General features: G+C 68.4%; 16 protein-coding genes. 9 read left to right on the top strand and 7 right to left on the bottom strand.

The genetic code is table 11. The features are described 5' to 3' along the window. Positions 1-17 precede the first annotated feature (17 nt). Both ED92_RS24855 and ED92_RS42915 read right to left on the bottom strand, forming a co-directional pair. A complete protein-coding gene (locus ED92_RS24855; protein ID WP_152610994.1) occupies positions 18-302 on the bottom strand; it encodes a hypothetical protein in 285 nt (94 codons plus the stop codon). Positions 303-355: 53 nt separating this feature from the next. Then, a complete protein-coding gene (locus ED92_RS42915) occupies positions 356-532 on the bottom strand; it encodes a hypothetical protein (protein WP_162483738.1) in 177 nt (58 codons plus the stop codon). Positions 533-724: 192 nt separating this feature from the next. On the opposite strand from ED92_RS42915, the gene metH reads away from it, so the two are divergent. Both metH and ED92_RS24845 read left to right on the top strand, forming a co-directional pair. Next, entirely contained in the window at positions 725-4,333 is a 3,609-nt protein-coding gene (gene metH / locus ED92_RS24850; RefSeq protein ID WP_037342349.1) for a methionine synthase, read from the top strand. 12 nt (positions 4,334-4,345) lie between these two features. Then, on the top strand, positions 4,346-5,782 hold the full coding sequence (locus ED92_RS24845) for a PLP-dependent aminotransferase family protein (RefSeq protein ID WP_037342348.1): 1,437 nt from the start codon (positions 4,346-4,348) through the stop codon (positions 5,780-5,782). 55 nt (positions 5,783-5,837) lie between these two features. On the opposite strand, the gene ED92_RS24840 is transcribed toward ED92_RS24845, so the two are convergent. Further along, positions 5,838-6,566 carry an alpha/beta fold hydrolase gene (locus ED92_RS24840; RefSeq protein ID WP_037342347.1) on the bottom strand — a complete coding sequence of 243 codons (729 nt, stop codon included), beginning with the start codon at positions 6,564-6,566 and terminating at the stop codon, positions 5,838-5,840. 48 nt (positions 6,567-6,614) lie between these two features. Here ED92_RS24840 and ED92_RS24835 point away from each other — a divergent pair, with 48 nt between their 5' ends. Then, positions 6,615-7,865 carry a cytochrome P450 gene (locus ED92_RS24835; protein ID WP_037342346.1) on the top strand — a complete coding sequence of 417 codons (1,251 nt, stop codon included), beginning with the start codon at positions 6,615-6,617 and terminating at the stop codon, positions 7,863-7,865. Between the two features lie 52 nt (positions 7,866-7,917). Here ED92_RS24835 and ED92_RS24830 read toward each other — a convergent pair whose 3' ends face one another. Further along, on the bottom strand, positions 7,918-9,375 hold the full coding sequence (locus ED92_RS24830) for an MFS transporter (protein ID WP_037342345.1): 1,458 nt from the start codon (positions 9,373-9,375) through the stop codon (positions 7,918-7,920). A gap of 86 nt (positions 9,376-9,461) precedes the next feature. On the opposite strand from ED92_RS24830, the gene ED92_RS24825 reads away from it, so the two are divergent. Continuing rightward, positions 9,462-9,848 (top strand): MarR family winged helix-turn-helix transcriptional regulator, encoded by a 387-nt coding sequence (locus ED92_RS24825; RefSeq protein ID WP_037342344.1) that lies wholly within the window; start codon positions 9,462-9,464, stop codon positions 9,846-9,848. A gap of 59 nt (positions 9,849-9,907) precedes the next feature. Here ED92_RS24825 and ED92_RS24820 read toward each other — a convergent pair whose 3' ends face one another. Next, positions 9,908-10,804, bottom strand: a complete 897-nt coding sequence (locus tag ED92_RS24820) for an LLM class flavin-dependent oxidoreductase (protein ID WP_037342343.1) — start codon at positions 10,802-10,804, stop codon at positions 9,908-9,910. Positions 10,805-10,911: 107 nt separating this feature from the next. Here ED92_RS24820 and ED92_RS24815 point away from each other — a divergent pair, with 107 nt between their 5' ends. The 5 genes from ED92_RS24815 (at position 10,912) to ED92_RS24795 (ending at position 14,649) form a co-directional block, all read left to right on the top strand. Next, on the top strand, positions 10,912-11,340 hold the full coding sequence (locus tag ED92_RS24815) for a hypothetical protein (RefSeq protein ID WP_199755173.1): 429 nt from the start codon (positions 10,912-10,914) through the stop codon (positions 11,338-11,340). After that, positions 11,334-11,549, top strand: a complete 216-nt coding sequence (locus ED92_RS24810) for a helix-turn-helix transcriptional regulator (RefSeq protein ID WP_037342341.1) — start codon at positions 11,334-11,336, stop codon at positions 11,547-11,549. Before ED92_RS24815 ends, ED92_RS24810 begins: the two co-directional genes overlap by 7 nt. A gap of 14 nt (positions 11,550-11,563) precedes the next feature. After that, a complete protein-coding gene (locus ED92_RS24805) occupies positions 11,564-12,526 on the top strand; it encodes an NAD(P)-dependent alcohol dehydrogenase (protein WP_037342340.1) in 963 nt (320 codons plus the stop codon). An 83-nt stretch (positions 12,527-12,609) separates the two neighbouring features. After that, complete coding sequence (locus tag ED92_RS24800) at positions 12,610-14,145, top strand: alkaline phosphatase (RefSeq protein WP_037342339.1); 1,536 nt, start codon at positions 12,610-12,612, stop codon at positions 14,143-14,145. A gap of 162 nt (positions 14,146-14,307) precedes the next feature. Continuing rightward, on the top strand, positions 14,308-14,649 hold the full coding sequence (locus ED92_RS24795; protein WP_037342338.1) for a hypothetical protein: 342 nt from the start codon (positions 14,308-14,310) through the stop codon (positions 14,647-14,649). 37 nt (positions 14,650-14,686) lie between these two features. On the opposite strand, the gene ED92_RS24790 is transcribed toward ED92_RS24795, so the two are convergent. Both ED92_RS24790 and ED92_RS24785 read right to left on the bottom strand, forming a co-directional pair. Then, on the bottom strand, positions 14,687-15,550 hold the full coding sequence (locus ED92_RS24790; protein WP_037342337.1) for an alpha/beta fold hydrolase: 864 nt from the start codon (positions 15,548-15,550) through the stop codon (positions 14,687-14,689). Positions 15,551-15,578: 28 nt separating this feature from the next. Further along, the gene (locus ED92_RS24785; protein WP_051972396.1) at positions 15,579-16,445 is read right to left on the bottom strand and encodes a GAF and ANTAR domain-containing protein; all 867 of its coding nucleotides are present in this window, start codon (positions 16,443-16,445) and stop codon (positions 15,579-15,581) included. Between the last annotated feature and the right edge of the window lie 18 nt (positions 16,446-16,463).

Below are 16,463 nucleotides of genomic sequence, written 5' to 3'. Positions count from 1 at the left end.
TCGCCGGGAATTCCGTTTCACGGTAGGCAGCCTTGGAGTTCCCGGACTCCTTCGAGCCCACCCACGCCCGCCAGTTCGATCTTCGCACTGTGCGGCGGGTCCAGCAGCTCGACCGGCCGTTCGTAACGCAGGATCATGACGATTCGCGGATCGACCTTCGTCGACGTGCCATCCTCGAAGATCGCGGTGGAGAGAAAGTCGCCGACCGAGACCTGCTCACCAAGACACCGGGCAACGCATACGGCCTTCCCCTGAGGCCCTTGCTCGATACTTTCGACACCGAGTCGAATCACTGCCGCCATGACCATCCGTACTTTCGGGTACCGCTGCCGTGGAACCACCATACGAGCGGTTGTCAGCCGAGCGCAGCTCGATAGAACGCATCACTGCCTTTCTCCGACGTCACGGGCGAAGGAGCTGAAGTCGTCTCGCCCGCTTCGAGGCTCGCCTGGCTCTTCTCCACCCCGCCGATGCGGTTCATCGGCGAGCGGTCGTGCTCCGTCTGCCTCCTGCAAGAGGTGGCGGCCGTCATCGCCCGTCCCACGATCCGGGAAGCCGAACCCGCCCTGGCCAGCGGCTGAGCGATTCGGGCGGATCACCCTTGTGCGGGTCCGGTACTCTGGTCGCCAAGGTCGAGAGGCGCTGCAACGGACCGCGGGGTCCGCCACGCTCGGCCCCGGACCTCACCGCAAGGGCGCCTCCCACGACATGGGAGGAGCGCTGGATGGAAACGACCGCCCTGCGAAAGCTGCTGGATGAGCGCATCGTGGTGCTCGACGGCGCGTGGGGGTCGATGCTCCAGAACGCCGGCCTCAAGCCAGAGGACTACCGCACCGAGCGGTTCCAGGATCATCCTCGTGACATCACCGGCGACCCCGACCTGCTGAACATCACCCGGCCGGACGTCGTCCTCGACATCCACCGCCAGTATCTGGACGCCGGCGCGGACATCACGACCACGAACACGTTCACCGCCACCACCATCGGCCAGGCGGATTACGGGCTCGAGCATCTCGCCTACGAGATGAACCTCCGCGGCGCCCAGATCGCGCGCGAGGCGGCGGACGCGGCGGGCGGGAAGTTCGTCGCCGGGTCGGTCGGGCCGCTGAACGTCACGTTGTCGCTGTCCCCCAAGGTCGAGGACCCGGCGTTCCGCGCGGTGACCTTCGACGAGGTGTACGCCGCGTACGCCGACCAGATCAAGGCGCTCGCCGAGGGCGGCGTCGACCTGCTGCTCATCGAGACGATCTTCGACACCCTCAACTGCAAGGCCGCGATCGCCGCGGCCCGTGACGTCGCACCGCATCTGCCGCTGTGGATCTCGGTGACGATCGTCGACCTGAGCGGCCGGACGCTGTCCGGACAGACCGTCGAGGCATTCTGGAGCTCCATCGAGCACGCGGATCCGCTGCTCGTCGGCGTCAACTGTTCGCTGGGCGCCGAAGAGATGCGCCCGCACATCGCCGAACTGTCCCGCCTCGCGGGCACGTACACGGCCTGTCATCCCAACGCCGGCCTGCCGAACGCGTTCGGCGGGTACGACCAGACGCCCGAGGAGACCGGCGGGCTGCTCGGCGACTTCGCCACGGCCGGGATGGTCAACGTCGTCGGCGGTTGTTGCGGCACGACCCCCGCGCATATCAAGGAGATCGCCGACGCCGTCCGTGGGATGGCGCCGCGGACCGTCCCGGATCCGAAGGCGCACACCCGGTTCAGCGGGCTCGAGCCGTTCGAGATCGGCAAGGACACCGGGTTCGTCATGATCGGCGAGCGGACCAACGTCACCGGTTCCGCCAAGTTCCGCAAGCTGATCGAGGCCGACGACCACCAGGCCGCCGTCGACGTCGCGCTGGAGCAGGTCCGCGGCGGGGCGAACCTGCTGGACGTCAACATGGACGCCGACCTGCTCGACAGCGAAAAGGCGATGACCACGTTCCTGAACCTCATCGCCACCGAACCCGAGGTCGCCCGGCTGCCGATCATGATCGACAGCTCCCGCTGGACGGTCCTCGAAGCCGGGCTGAAATGCGTGCAGGGCAAGGGAGTCGTCAACTCCATCAGCCTCAAGGAAGGCGAGGAGCAGTTCCTCCAGCAGGCCCGCCGCATCCGCGATTACGGCGCCGGCGTGGTCGTGATGGCCTTCGACGAGGAAGGCCAGGCCGACACCGCCGACCGCAAGGTCGAGATCTGCGCCCGCGCCTACGACCTGCTCACCCAGCAAGCCGGTTTCGCCGCCGAGGACATCATCTTCGACCCGAACGTGCTCGCCGTCGCCACCGGTATCTCCGAGCACAACGGATATGCCAAGGCGTTCATCGACGCGTTGCCGCGGATCAAGGAACGCTGCCCCGGCGTGCACATCAGCGGCGGTATCTCGAACCTCTCGTTCTCCTTCCGCGGCAACAACGTCGTGCGCGAGGCGATGCACTCGGCCTTCCTGTTGCACGCCGTGCGCGCGGGGCTGGACATGGGCATCGTCAACGCCGGGCAGCTCGCGGTCTACGAGGACATCCCCAAGGATCTGCTGGAACTGGTCGAGGACGTGCTCTTCGACCGCCGCGAGGACGCCACCGACAGGCTGGTCACGTTCGCGGAAACGGTCAGCGGCAAGGGAACCAAGCGCACGGTCGACCTCTCCTGGCGCGAGAACCCGGTCGAGGCACGTCTCAGCCACGCGCTGGTGCACGGCATCGTCGACTACATCGAAGAGGACACCGAGGAAGCGCGTCAGAAGCTGCCGAGGCCGCTCGAGGTCATCGAAGGCCCCCTGATGGACGGCATGAAGATCGTCGGTGACCTGTTCGGCTCCGGGAAGATGTTCCTGCCGCAGGTGGTCAAGAGCGCGCGCGTGATGAAGCGGTCGGTGGCCTACCTCGAACCGTTCATGGAGGCCGAGAAAGAGAAGGCGCGCCTCGAAGGCCGGGTCGAAACCCGTCAGGGTAACGGAAAGGTCGTCCTGGCGACGGTCAAGGGCGACGTGCACGACATCGGCAAGAACATCGTCGGCGTCGTCCTCGGCTGCAACAACTACGAGGTGATCGACCTCGGTGTGATGGTCCCCGCTTCGGTCATCCTCGACACGGCCATCTCCGAGGGTGCCGACGCCATCGGGCTTTCCGGCCTGATCACGCCGTCGCTGGACGAAATGGTCAACGTCGCCACCGAAATGGAGCGGCGCGGCCTGAAACTGCCGTTGCTGATCGGCGGCGCGACCACCTCGCGCCAGCACACCGCGGTCCGCATCGCCCCGGCGTACGAACACACGACAGTGCACGTCCTGGACGCTTCCCGCGTCGTCGGCGTCGTCGGCGACCTGCTCGACGCGGACCGCGCCGAAATCCTCGACAAGAAGAACCGCGAGGACCAGGAAGAGCTGCGCGTGCAGCACGCGAACAAGCAGCGCACGCCGTTGCTGACGGTCGAGCAGGCCAGGGCCAACCCGGAGAAGGTCTCCTTCGACGACATCCCGACGCCCGCGTTCACCGGTGTCCGGTACGTCTCGCCGTCGCTCACCGAGCTGCGCGAGATGATCGACTGGACCTTCCTGTTCCTGGCCTGGGAGCTGAAGGGCAAGTACCCGGCGATCCTGGACAACCCGGTGGCGCGCGAGCTGTTCGACGACGCGAACACCCTGCTGGACCAGATCATCGCCGAGGAACGGTTCCAGGCCAAGGGCGCGTACGCGTTCTGGCCCGCGCACTCCGAGGGTGACGACATCATCCTCGAGTCGGGCGTCAAGTTCCCGATGCTGCGCCAGCAGACCAAGAAGCCGCTGGAGCGGCCGAATCGCTGCCTGTCCGACTACATCGCCCCGGCGGGCGCGGGCGATCACCTCGGCGGCTTCGCGGTCACCATCCTCGGTGCCGAGGAGTTCGCGGCCGAGTTCGAGGCGAAGCAGGACGACTATCGCGCCATCATGGTGAAGGCGCTCGCGGACCGGCTCGCCGAGGCGTTCGCCGAGCACCTGCACCTCCAGGCGCGGCGGGACTGGTTCGAACCGGACGCCGATCCGAAGCTCGAAGACCTGCACGCCGAGAAGTTCCGCGGCATCCGCCCGGCGCTGGGTTACCCGGCGAGCCCGGATCACAGCGAGAAGCAGGAGCTGTTCGACCTGCTCGGCGCGGGCAGTTTCGGCATGGCACTGACGGAGTCGTTCGCGATGACACCGGCGGCGAGCGTCAGCGGGCTGATCTTCGCCCACCCCGCTTCGCGGTACTTCACCGTCGGACGGCTGGGCAAGGACCAGATCGAGGACTACGCGGTCCGTCGCGGCCTCGAACTGTCCACTGTGGAACAGTGGCTCCGCCCGAACCTCGCCTACGATCCCGAATGACACAATGACCGCGTGACTGCCGAGGGCTCGGACTTCCTGCAGCTGGACATCGGGGACGCACCGCCGGGGCGCCGGTCGGACTGGCTGGCGTCGCGGTTGCGGCACGCCATCTCCGACGGCCGCCTGCCGGTCGGCAGCAGGCTGCCCGCGACCAGGGCGCTGGCCGCGGACCTGCGGGTCTCGCGCGGTGTGGTCACCGAGGCCTACCAACGGCTGGTCGAAGACGGTCACGTCGCCGGTCGCGGCCGCGCGGGCACGGTGGTCGTCGCGGCGCCCGCTCGGACGAAGGAGCACGCGGCACCCGGTCCCCCGGCGGCGGGCACGATCTTCCAGCCCGCTCCCGGGATCGGCGTTTTCGACTCGCTGCGGTCGACCCCGGCGAGGATCGACCTGTCCCCCGGCGTGCCGGATCTGACGGCGTTCCCGCGGACCGCCTGGTTACGCGCGGAACGCACCGTGCTCAACGACCTCTCGGCGGCGGCCTTCGGCTACGGCGACCCGCGGGGCGCGCCCGCGTTGCGGCTGGCCATCGCGCACTGGATCGCCCGTACCCGGGGCATCACCGCCGACGCCGACGACGTGCTGATCGTCGCCGGTGTCGCGCAGGGGCTCGGTTTGCTGGCGCAAGTGCTGCGCGACAACGGGATGACCGAGATCGCCATCGAGGATCCGAGTTCACTGGGCGCGCGGCAGCATCTGCACGACCGGCGGCTGGCGACACCGCCGATCCGGGTCGACGAAGACGGGATCGACGTCGACGAACTCGTGCGCAGCGGCGCGCCCGCCGTACTGCTCACACCCGCGCACCAGTTCCCGACCGGTGTCGTGCTCGGCGGGGAACGCCGCCGCGAGCTGATGCGCTGGGCCGCGGACGGCGGGCTGATCATCGAGGACGACTACGACGCCGAGCACCGCTACGACCGCCCGCCGGTCCCCGCGCTCCGCTCGATGCTCGCCGAGCAGGTCTGTTACGCCGGCAGTGTGTCGAAGTGGCTCGCGCCCGCACTCCGGGTCGGCTGGATGCTGGTGCCGCCGCGATACCGGGACGAGGTGGTCGCGGCCAAACGGTTCGCCGACCTCGGCAACGCCGTCCTCCCGCAGCTGGTGCTGGCGCATCTCATGGAATCCGGCGAGATGGAACGGCAGCTGCGGTTCGTGCGCAAGCGGCATCGCCGCCGCCGGGACGCGATGATCGACGCGCTCCGGACGCATCTCCCGGACGCCGTGGTGCACGGCGCCGCCGCCGGGCTGCATCTGACGATCACCTTCGACGGCGAGTTCTCCGATCTCGACTTCGCCGCCGCCGCGCTGGAGCAAGGGGTGAAGGTGCAGCCGCTCTCGTGGCACTGTCAGCGGCCGATGAAACCCGGCCTCGTCCTCGGTTACGGGGCGAGCCCGGCGAGCGACATCGCCGAGGGCATCGCCGTCCTGGGCAAGATCAGGCGCTAGCCACCCCACGCGTTTCGTCCTCTGAATGCGGTGGTTCGACGGCGAACCACCGCATTCAGAGGACGAATTGCCCGAGGAAGGCCAGGAGCACGGCCGGGTCTTCGACGTGGGCGTTGTGGCCCAGCCCGGGAAGTTCGACGGAAGCCTCGTTGAGCGCCCGAAGCTGTTCGGGGCGGCTCATGGGGTCGTGCTCGCCGGCGGCGAGGGCGACCGGGCAGCGCGCCGCGCCGAGCAGTCCGGGCATGTCGGGAGCGCCGACGGCGAACGCTCGGGGGTCCAGGGCCAGCCGCCACCCGCCTTCGGTTTCGACGATGCCGTCGGGGTCCGCTTCGGTGAGACCGGTCAAGCCGGCGATCTTGAGGAACGCTCGTTCGGCGTCCTCGCGGGCAGGGAACACCCTGGGCGGTTTCGCCGCCATGTCGGCGGCCTTCGCGAGGTCGGACTCGCTCCAGTCGACCTTGACACCCACCGCGAGCAACCCGTCGACCCGGAGCCCGAACCACCCGCTGGCCAGCGCGAGCCCGACCACGCCGCCCAGGGAGTGACCGATCACCAGCAGCGGACCGCGTTCCGGGAGCGCGTCGGCGACCGCCCCCGCCAGACCGCCGAAGGAGTAATGCGTCGAGTGCGGTGAAGCCCCGTGCCCCGGGAGGTCGGGCGCCAACCAGCGGTAGCCGGGTTGCAGCATCAGGCCGTCCCAGACCGCGCCCGTCGCGCCGAGGCCGTGCAGCAGGAGCACGGCGGGGCCTTCGGTTCCGGCGGTGCGCATCTTCAGCTTGTCCACCGGACGGATCTTTCCTCAGTCCCCGGTGCGCGGGCTAGTCTCGGGGCCGTGATCACCGATCCGGACGTCTACACGCGGGGCGTGCCGTACGAGCATCTCGCGGCGCTGCGCCGGGAGTCGCCGGTCGTGCGCGTGGACGATTTCTGGGCCGTGCTGCGGCATTCGGACGTCAAGCACGTGCTGAAGAACCCGAAGCAGTTCTCGTCGCACCTCGGCGGGACACAGATCCGGGATCCAGCGACCGAGCAGGATCTGGGTTACGTCCGGCGGATGATGCTCAACATGGACCCGCCCGAGCACGCCCGGCTGCGTGGTCTGCTCACGAAGGCGTTCACGCCGCGCGCGGTCGGCAGGCTGACCGAGCGGATCCAGGGCTGGGCCAGGGAGCTGATCGCCGGGGTCCGGGACGACGGTGAGTGCGACTTCGCCGCCCTCGCCGCCGATCTCCCGTTGCTGACGCTCGCCGAGGTCTTCGGAATTCCCGAACAGGACCGGCGGCTGATGTACGACTGGAGCAATCGCGTGATCGGCTACCAGGACGCCGATTACGCGGTGAGCGCGACGGTCGACGCGGGCGACGTCACCGATCTCGCGCGGGCGGCGCTGGCGGTGCGTCCGGTTCCGGGACCGGACGGCGCGATGCCCGATCCGCGCACGCGGGCCGGGATGCCGGATCTCTACGCGTACGCCACCGCACTCGGCGAGTACAAACGCCGGCATCCCGGCGAAGACGTGATGAGCAACCTGATGGGGCACGTGGAAGACGGCGGCCGGGTGTCCATCGCGGAGTTCGAGAACCTGTTCTGGCTGTTTTCCGTGGCGGGCAACGAAACGCTGCGCAACGGCATCCCCGGCGGGATGCTGTCGTTGCTGTCGCATCCGGATCAGTACCGGCGGCTGCTGGCCGACCGTTCACTGCTTCCCGGTGCGGTGGAAGAGATGTTGCGCTTCTGGACGCCGGTCATGCACTTCCGCCGGACCGCGACCGAGGACGTTGTTCTGTCCGATGTGGACATCCGCGCGGGCGAGAAGGTGGTCGTCTGGTTCTCCGCCGCGAATCGCGACGAGACCGTCTTCGCGGACCCGGACCGCTTCGACATCGGCCGCACGCCCAACGATCACCTGACCTTCGGACACGGTCCGCATTTCTGTCTCGGCGCCCAGCTGGCGCGGGTGCAGCTGCGCGCGATGTTCGAAGCGGTCCTCGACCTGCTCGGCGAGGCCGAACTCGCCGGTGAACCGGTGCGGTTGCGGTCGAACTTCCAGAACGGGCTGAAATCCCTGCCGATCCGCTGGTAGCGAAGGGCCCCTTCCCGCCCCCGAGCGCGGGAAGGGGCACCTCACCCCCTGATCATTCGGCCGCGGCGTACTCCGGCTCGGCGATGGCGGAGCGGGCTTCGGCCTTGCGCAGGCCGACGACTCCGGACAGCGCCACCAGGACACTGATCACGGCGATGCCGGTGACGACGGTCAGCGCGGGCGCCAGACCGTTCAGCAGCGCCGCCGGGCCGGTGGCACCGCCGGAGTTGCCGGTCAGGACCGCGGTCACCACGGCGAGCCCGATCGCGCCGCCGACCTGGATCGACGTGTTCAGGAGTCCACCGGCGAGCCCCTGCTCGTCGTCGGAGATGCCGTTGGTCGCCTGGATGTTCAGCGACGAGAAGGCCAGCATGAAGCCGATGCCCAGCAGGATCATGCTCGGCAGCACCGAGCCGGCGTAGCTGGAGCTTTCGTCGATCCGCAGGAACAGCGCGTACCCGATGACGTGGGCGACGACACCGGCGAGGATCGTGCGCGGGGTGCCGAGCCGGTCGATCAGCGGCTCGATCCGAGGCGAACCGAAGGCCACGATCAGCGCGGCGGGCAGGAATCCGAGCGCGGTCTGCAGCGCGGACCAGTGCAGCACGTTCTGCAGGTACAGCATGACCACGAACTGGAAACCGATGTAGGCGCCGAAGAACGTCGCGCCACCGAGGTTGGCGCGGGCCAGCGGGCCCGAACGCAGGATGCCGAGCCGGAGCAGCGGGTGCTTGCTGCGCTTCTCGATGAACACGAAGGTGGCGAGCAGGGCGAGCGCGAGGGCGAACGAGATCAGCGTCCGCGGCGCGGCCCAGCCGATCTCCGGCGCTTCGACCACGGCGAAGACCAGCAGGAGCGAACCGGCGGCACCGGTGATCGCGCCGGGGAAGTCGTAGCCGCCGCCCGTCTGCGGCTCGTAGGACGGGATCAGCTTGATCGCGGCGACCAGCGCGGCGATCGCGATCGGCACCGGCAGCAGGAACGTCCAGCGCCAGCCCACCTCGGTGAGCAGACCGGAGAAGACGAGGCCCGCGGAGTAACCGCTGGCACCGAAGACGGCGAAGATGCTGATCGCCCGGTTGCGGGCGGGGCCTTCGTGGAAGGTCGTGGTGATGATGGACAACGCGGCCGGTGCGGTGAACGCGGCGGCCAGACCCTTGATGAAGCGGGTGGCGATCAGCAGCGCGCCGTCGTCGACGAGACCGCCGAGCAGGGAAGCGAGCGCGAAGACCGCGACGGCGACGAGGAAGACCCGGCGCCTGCCGAGCAGGTCGGCGGTGCGGCCGCCGAGGAGCAGCAGGCCACCGTAGCCGAGCACGTAGGCGCTGATGATCCACTGCAAGGCGCCGGTGGAGAGGCCGATGTCGGCCTGGATGGACGGGAGGGCGACGGCGACCATCGACACGTCGAGCGCGTCGAGGCCGACGACAACGGACACAGTGAGCAGGACACCCCAGAGGCGCGCGTCCCACCTTGTCGAGCTGGTGGACAGCTGCACGGAAGAACTCATGATCCGTACAGTACATGCACACGCATCTAATGCAAGTGCATTTAATGACTTTGCATAAAATTCACGTGCATGCTATCTTGGGCCGCGTGAGCGACGTCGCCGAAGAAGACCTGCTGCGGGAGTGGCACGACCTGTCCGCCCGGCATGCGGCGGTCTTCGGTCGGCTCGAGTGCCGGCTGCAGGAGCGCCACGGGCTCGGGGTCACCGAGTTCGAAGCCCTCGAACGGCTGGTCACCTGCGTGGTCGGCAAATGTCGCGCGGCCGACCTGACCGAGGTCGTGCACCTGAGCCAGAGCGCCACCTCACGGCTCGTCGCCCGTCTCGAGCGCGAGGGCCTCGTCCAGCGCGCGCTCTGCGAATCGGACCGGCGCGGGATCTTCGTCGTCGTGACCGACGAGGGCCGTCGCCGCTACGAAGAGGCGAAGCCGACGCACCGGGCGACCCTCGAAGAGACCCTCACCATCAACGCCTGACGCCTCGTGAGTGACGAGGACGGTTAGAACCATCCTTGCCACTCACGAGGCGATCGTGGTCAACCCCGCGCCAGCTCCTCGCGAACCGCGGGGACGACTTCGTTCCCCCAGCGGCGGAGCGCGCTGTCGGTGGAGGTTCCGTCCTCGACCGGGAAGTAGATGAACCCCGCCGCGCCGTGGTCACGCACCGCCGAGACCAGTTCCCCGACCCACTGTTCCGGCGACCCACCGACCCATCGCCCGTCGTCGTCACGCGGGGACGCCACCGGGTTTTCCGTTATGCGGCCGGGGAAGTTGTAGATGGTCGCGATCTCACCGGGGTCCCGGCCCGCGTCGACGGCCGCCTGGTCGATCACCGGACGGGATTCGGCGAACCGAGGGCTGAGCCAGTCCGCGGCATGTCCCGGGATCCAGCCGTCGGCCAGTTTCCCGGTGACCGCGAGGGATTTGGGCCCGACCGCACCCGTCCAAACCGGCGGCGCGGCCGCGGCGGCAGGCACCAAGCCGTCGACGGAGTAGAACTCCCCCTCGAACGTCACCGGCGCCCCGCCTCCGGAAAGCGCCTTGACCAGAGCGATCGCCTCGCCCATCGCCCGGACCGCCTCGGCGGGCGTCCGGTGCTCCACCCCGAGCTTGGCGATCTCCCGCCAGAGCCCACCCGCGCCGATCCCGAGCGCGACGCGACCACCCGAGAGCGCCGAAAGCGACGTGATCGTCCTCGCCAGCATCGGCGCGGGACGACTCGGCAGGTTGGTGACGTTGACGGCGGCCGTCACACGTGACGTCCTGCCGAGGATCACACCCAGCGCCGCGTAGGCGTCCAGCCGGTCGGCGAAATACGGGTGATCGGACAAGCTGACCAGGTCGAGTCCCGCGCGGTCGGCCTGTTCGGCGTGCCGCAGAAGGTCGTCCACCTCGCCGACGCCGGTCTCGAGGCCGAATCCGAACAGCGCCATCACCACTCCTTAAGTTCGTAGTACGCACTATTTGTATCACGAACTAGTTCTCGGTGTCGAAGTCAAGAATGTTTGACATGATGTCTAGAACTCTTTACCTTGGTTTCGTGGCACTGGAAGAGAAACGCGCGTGGATCACCGCGGTGGTCACGATGTGCGCTTACGTGGCGTATCTGATCGTCGTCCTCAGCCGAGCGGGCTCCGGCCCGCTCGTCGACGTCCCCTACGTGGCGACGCTGCTGTGGACGATCGGGGCGGCCATCGCGGCCACGATCGTGCTGAACATCGCCGTGACGATCGCCGCGCCGCGTGACGACGACCGCAAAGACCAGCGAGACCGTGAGATAGGCCGGTTCAGTGACCACATCGGACAGTCGTTCGTCGTGATCGGCGGCGTCGCGGCGCTCGTCATGGCGATGGCGGAACTGGACCACTTCTGGATCGCCAACACCGTCTACCTCGCCTTCGTGTGCTCGTCCCTGCTCGGCTCGCTCGCGAAGATCGCCGCGTACCGCGAGGGATTCCAGACGTGGTGAAACCGACCAAAGTCACGAACTCCATCCGCGCCCTGCGGTTCGCCAAGGGCGAGATGACCCAGGCCGAACTCGCGAACCGGATCGGCGTGACGCGCCAGACGGTCATCGCGATCGAGCAAGGCCGCTACTCGCCGTCGCTGGAGATGGCGTTCCAGATAGCCCGGGCGTTCGGCGTCGGGCTCGACGATGTTTTCCAGTACCCAGACTAGGAAATGAGGCCGCCGTGAAGGCGATCGTCCAGAACGAGTACGGCACCGCCGACGTCCTGAAGCCCGCCGACCTGCCCGAACCCGAAACAGGATCGGACGGTGTGGTCGTGCGAATCCGGGCGGCGGGCGTCGATCCTGGCGTCTGGCACCTCATGGAAGGCTCGCCGTATCTGGTGCGGCTGATGGGTTTCGGGGTACGGAGACCGAAGGCCCGCGTTCGCGGGATGGACTTCGCCGGTGTCGTGCACGCCGTCGGCGGCGAAGTGACAAGATTCCAGCCCGGCGACGAGGTTTTCGGTACCTGTCAGGGTTCCTTCGCCGAGTACGCACTGACCACAGTGGACAGCATCGCCCGGAAACCGGAGCGGCTCGGCTTCGACGAAGCGGCCGCCGTCCCCATCTCGGCTTTCACCGCGCTCCAGGCACTCCGGGACCGGGGCCGGGTCGCGCCCCGGCAGAAGGTCCTGGTCATCGGCGCGGGCGGCGGCGTGGGCACCTTCGCGGTGCAGATCGCCAAGGCGTTCGGCGCCGAGGTGGACGGCGTATGCGGCACGGGCAAGGTCGATCTGGTGCGCTCGCTCGGCGCGGCCCAGGTCTTCGACTACACCCGCGAGGACTTCGGCGGCGGCTACGACCTCATCGTCGACACCGCCGGCAACCGGTCGCTGACCTCGCTGCGGAAGTCCCTGACTCCGCGAGGCACTCTCGTCCTCGTCGGCGGGGAGACCGAAGGGAAATGGATCGGCGCGGTGGGCCGCACTCTGCGGGCGCTGGTGCTCGGGCCGTTCGTGAAGCAGAAGCTCCGCGGCCTGATTTCCACGGAGAACCAGGACGATCTGCAGACGCTGCGCGCGCTCATCGAGGCTGGGAAGGTCACGCCGGTGATCGACCGTTCCTATTCGCTGGCCGAGGCGCCCGAAGCCGTCCGCTACGTGCGCGAAGGGCATACGAGCGGCAAGGTCGTCATCACCATCTGATGTTCTCCCCCGCGTCGGTCTCCGGTCATCTCGACGGTGTTCGGTGTCGGAGAGCGATCCGCCGAGCGCCGAGGAGACCACCGATGTCCGTCAACCGCCGGGACCTGTTGCGAGGCGCCGCCACCGCCGGTGCGCTGGGGCTGGCCTGGCCGTTGAGTTCGCGGATGACGGTCGCGCAGGCCGAGGAGGCCGCCGTCGCGCTGGGCGCGACCTGGGACGAGGCGCCGTTCACGCTCGGCGTCGCGTCCGGCGACCCGGTCCCGTACGGCGTCGCGCTCTGGACCAGGCTCGCGCCGAAACCGATGGAGTTCGAGCAGCCGCTCGACGACACCGTCGAGGTCGGCTGGGAGGTGGCCACCGACCGCGGGTTCCGCCGCCGCGTGGCGCGCGGGACGGCGGCCGCCACCGCCGGGCTCGGGCACAGCGTGCACGTGCCGGTGTCCGGGCTGGAGCCGGGCTCGCAGTACTACTACCGCTTCACCGCGCTCGGCAAGGTCAGCCGGATCGGCCGCACCCGCACCGCACCGGTCGGGCCGGTCCGGCGGGTGCGGTTCGCCTCGGCGAACTGCCAGGCGTTCCACGACGGGTTCTACGCGGCGCACGCCGGGATCGCGCGGGAGGAGCTGGACTTCGTCGTCCACCTCGGCGACTACGTCTACGAGCACGGTCAGGTCGGCGGCAACCCGCTGCGCGACCACGAGGGTCCCGAGGTGCTGACCCTGCCGGCGTACCGGCGGCGGCACGCGCTCTACAAATCCGACCCCTCGTTGCGGGACGCCCACGCGGCCCACCCCTGGTTCATCACCTGGGACGATCACGAGGTCGTCAACGACTACAGCGGCACCACCCCGTCGTTACGGGCGCGACGCTCGGCGGCGTATCAGGCCTGGTTCGAGCATATGCCGGTGCGCCCGGACCACCCCTCGACGCCGAGGATCCACCGGCAGCGCCGCTGGGGCGACCTCCTCGACCTGTCCATTTTGGACCTGCGGCAGTACCGCTCGGCGCAGAACCTGCCCGACGGCACGATCCTCGGCGCGGACCAGAAGGCGTGGCTCAAGGACCAGGTGACCGGGGCGGGCGAGGCCTGGCACTGCTGGGTGAACTCGATCATGCTGAGCCAGCTGGCGAAACCCGGCGGCGGCTACATGTTCACGGACCAGTGGGACGGCTTCCTCGCCGAACGCAAGGAGGTGCTGACCCACGTGGCACAGAGCGGCCTCGAAGACCTGGTGGTGATCACCGGCGACTGGCATTCCGCGTTCGTCGACGACATCCGCCCGGACTTCGCGGACCCTGCCACGCCGGTCATCGGCACGGAGTTCACCGCGCATTCGGTCACCTCCGGCGCCTACTCCCCCGAGTGGAACGCCACGAACGGACCGAAGATGGGCGCGGCGAACCCGCACCTCAAGTACTTCGAAGGCGACCGGTACGGCTACGACGTCTACGAGGTCACACCACGCCGCTGGAGCACGCACATGCGGGTGATCGGCGACCGGCGCGATCCGCGTTCCCCGGTGAGCACGCTGACGACGTTCCACGTCGACCGCGGCAAGGCCGGATCCTATGAGGACCGGTCCACCAGCACGTCTCCGGCACAGTACCGGCGGCGCTAGGCCAAAAGGGGAGCCGGGAACTCAGAAGAGGGGTGGCGACGCCCTTTCGGAGCAACGCGGTTCACCGCACGCGTTCTCGTTTCACCTGCCCGATGAATTCACGACAATTCTTCCGTGCGGCTAATCTGGCCTTTCCACTGGGAACAAGACGCGGGAGAAACAATGAAGAAGAAAATCGCCGCTTTAGTCATGGCCGCCTTTTCGGTGGCCGGATTCCTGGCCGCCTCGCCGGCCGCCGCGGCGACCGAAGGCCAGTTCCCGCCCTACGGATGCGACAGCAATCGCTACGGAATCCTCTTCGGCGAAGGTATTTCGATGACCTGCTTCTCGCTGCCGAGACACTCGGAAACGTACCGGGTGGTCGCCCACTGCGCGTCCGGATCCTCCTTTTGGTACACCGTCGGCCATTGGGTGCCGATCGGTTTCGGCCCGTCGACCGCGGAATGTCACGGCGCCCTGCTTTCGAGCGCCTACGTCGCCGGATATCACGTAGACGACTTCTGATATCCGAATGCGACGATGTTGATCTTGGCGGCGCCTTTCAGCGTCCGCTCCCGGCTGGTCCCCACCGGCCCACCTCCGCGGTGAGCCACCGATGCAGGGAAAAGGCCAGTTCGACCGGCGCGTCGTACTGGATCAGATGCCCGGCATCGGAGATGACGTCCAGGAGGGCACCGGGAATCGCGTCGGCGAGCTGCTCCGCGCGATCCACCGGGATCCACGTGTCGTCCGCGCCCCAGATCACCTTCACCGGCAGCTCGAGTTCCGGGTAGCGGTCCTGGATCTCGTCGGTGAACCGGACGTCCGCCTCGGCGATCTGCCGGTAGAAGGCGCGTTGCCCCTTCTCGTCCAGCCAAGGTCCGGTCAGCGTGGCCAGTTGCGCGCCGGTGAGACCACGATGGGAGGCAGTCCCGATGTAGGACTCGAGCGCACCCCTGTGCACCGTCGGGGGCTGCGCCTGGAAGACCTCGGCGTTCTCGGCGACGAGCCGGAAGAACTCCGAACCCCACGGCCGCAGCGCGACGACGTCCACCAGTGCGAGCGAGGCGTACTCCGCGCCGTGCAGCAGCTTCGCACGCAACGAAACGGCTCCGCCGTAGTCGTGGGCGATCACGTGCGGGGCGGTCAGCCCCCAATACGTGAGCAGGTCGACGAAAAGCTCGCCCTGCGTGCCGAGATCGACGGCGTGGCCGGGCTCCTTCGACGAACGACCGTATCCCGGCATGTCCCACACGTGGACGGCGAACTCCTCGCTGAGCGCTCGCGCGAAAGGCGCCCACAGTTGCGCCGACCACGGTGTCCCGTGACACAGCACCACCGGGGCGCCTTCGCCGAGACGCTCCCACGCCACCGAACGGCCCCGCCACTCGAACGTCCGCGACAACTCCAGCTCGCCGAAACCCATGATCGCGATCGTAGTGGCGGCCGTCCGCTCAGTCGGGCAATTGCAGTTCCGTATGCCGTTTGGACAGCATCTCCGCCAGTTCCCGGAGTTTGACGTTCATGTTCTGCGACGTATGCCGCAGCACCTCGAACGCCTCCGCGGCGTCGATCCCGCGCCGTGCCATGAGGATGCCCTTGGCCTGACCGATCGCGTCCCTGCTGTCCAGCGCCTGCTGGAGCTGCTCCTCCTGGAGCTGCCCGCGCGTGACGGCGTGCGTCGTCGCCAAAGCCAGCGACGCGTGCGTCGCCAGAAGCAGCAGCACGTCGCGGTCGGCCCTGGCGATGCCGTGCGGACGGCGCGAGTAGACGTTCAAAGCGCCGGACACCTGCGAACTCGACGCTTCCGGCAACAAGGCCGTCGACACCAGCGAGTGGAACCCGAGCGCCGCGGCGGCCGGGCCGAAACGCGGCCATCGGGCGTCTTCCGCGAGGTTGTCGCTGAAGGCGGCCGCCGGTCCCGAAACCCGCGCCGCTTCGACACAGGCACCCTCGCCGTACTGATACTGCAACTGGTCCAGTTCGCCGGCGATCTCGTCGGTCCCCATCGGCGTGTGGAACCCGCCGTCGGGATCGAGGAGGGTGACGCTGACCAGATCCGCACCCGGCACCAGATCACGCGTCGCGAAGACCACCCGTTCGAGTACCGCCGCGATCGAACCGGAATCCAGCAACGCCCTGGTCAGGGAGACGAACTGGTTGACCAGTGGCCCGGCGAGGAGCCGGGCGCCGTTTTCAGAGGTCACCGGCAGTTCGCCGTCGCCGACATCCTCGACGAATCGGTTCTTGTCCCGCTGCCAGTCGATTTCATCGTCCAAAGCCCGCCTCTCCCACTTCTGCACATCGGCGTGATGCACCACGGGAGCCACCGGCGGGAA

It is taken from the genome of Amycolatopsis sp. MJM2582, from assembly GCF_000754115.1.
Classification (GTDB): Bacteria; Actinomycetota; Actinomycetes; order Mycobacteriales; family Pseudonocardiaceae; genus Amycolatopsis; species Amycolatopsis japonica.
Note: the sequence above shows the minus strand (reverse complement) of the source record. Positions and strands in the feature narration are given on the sequence as shown.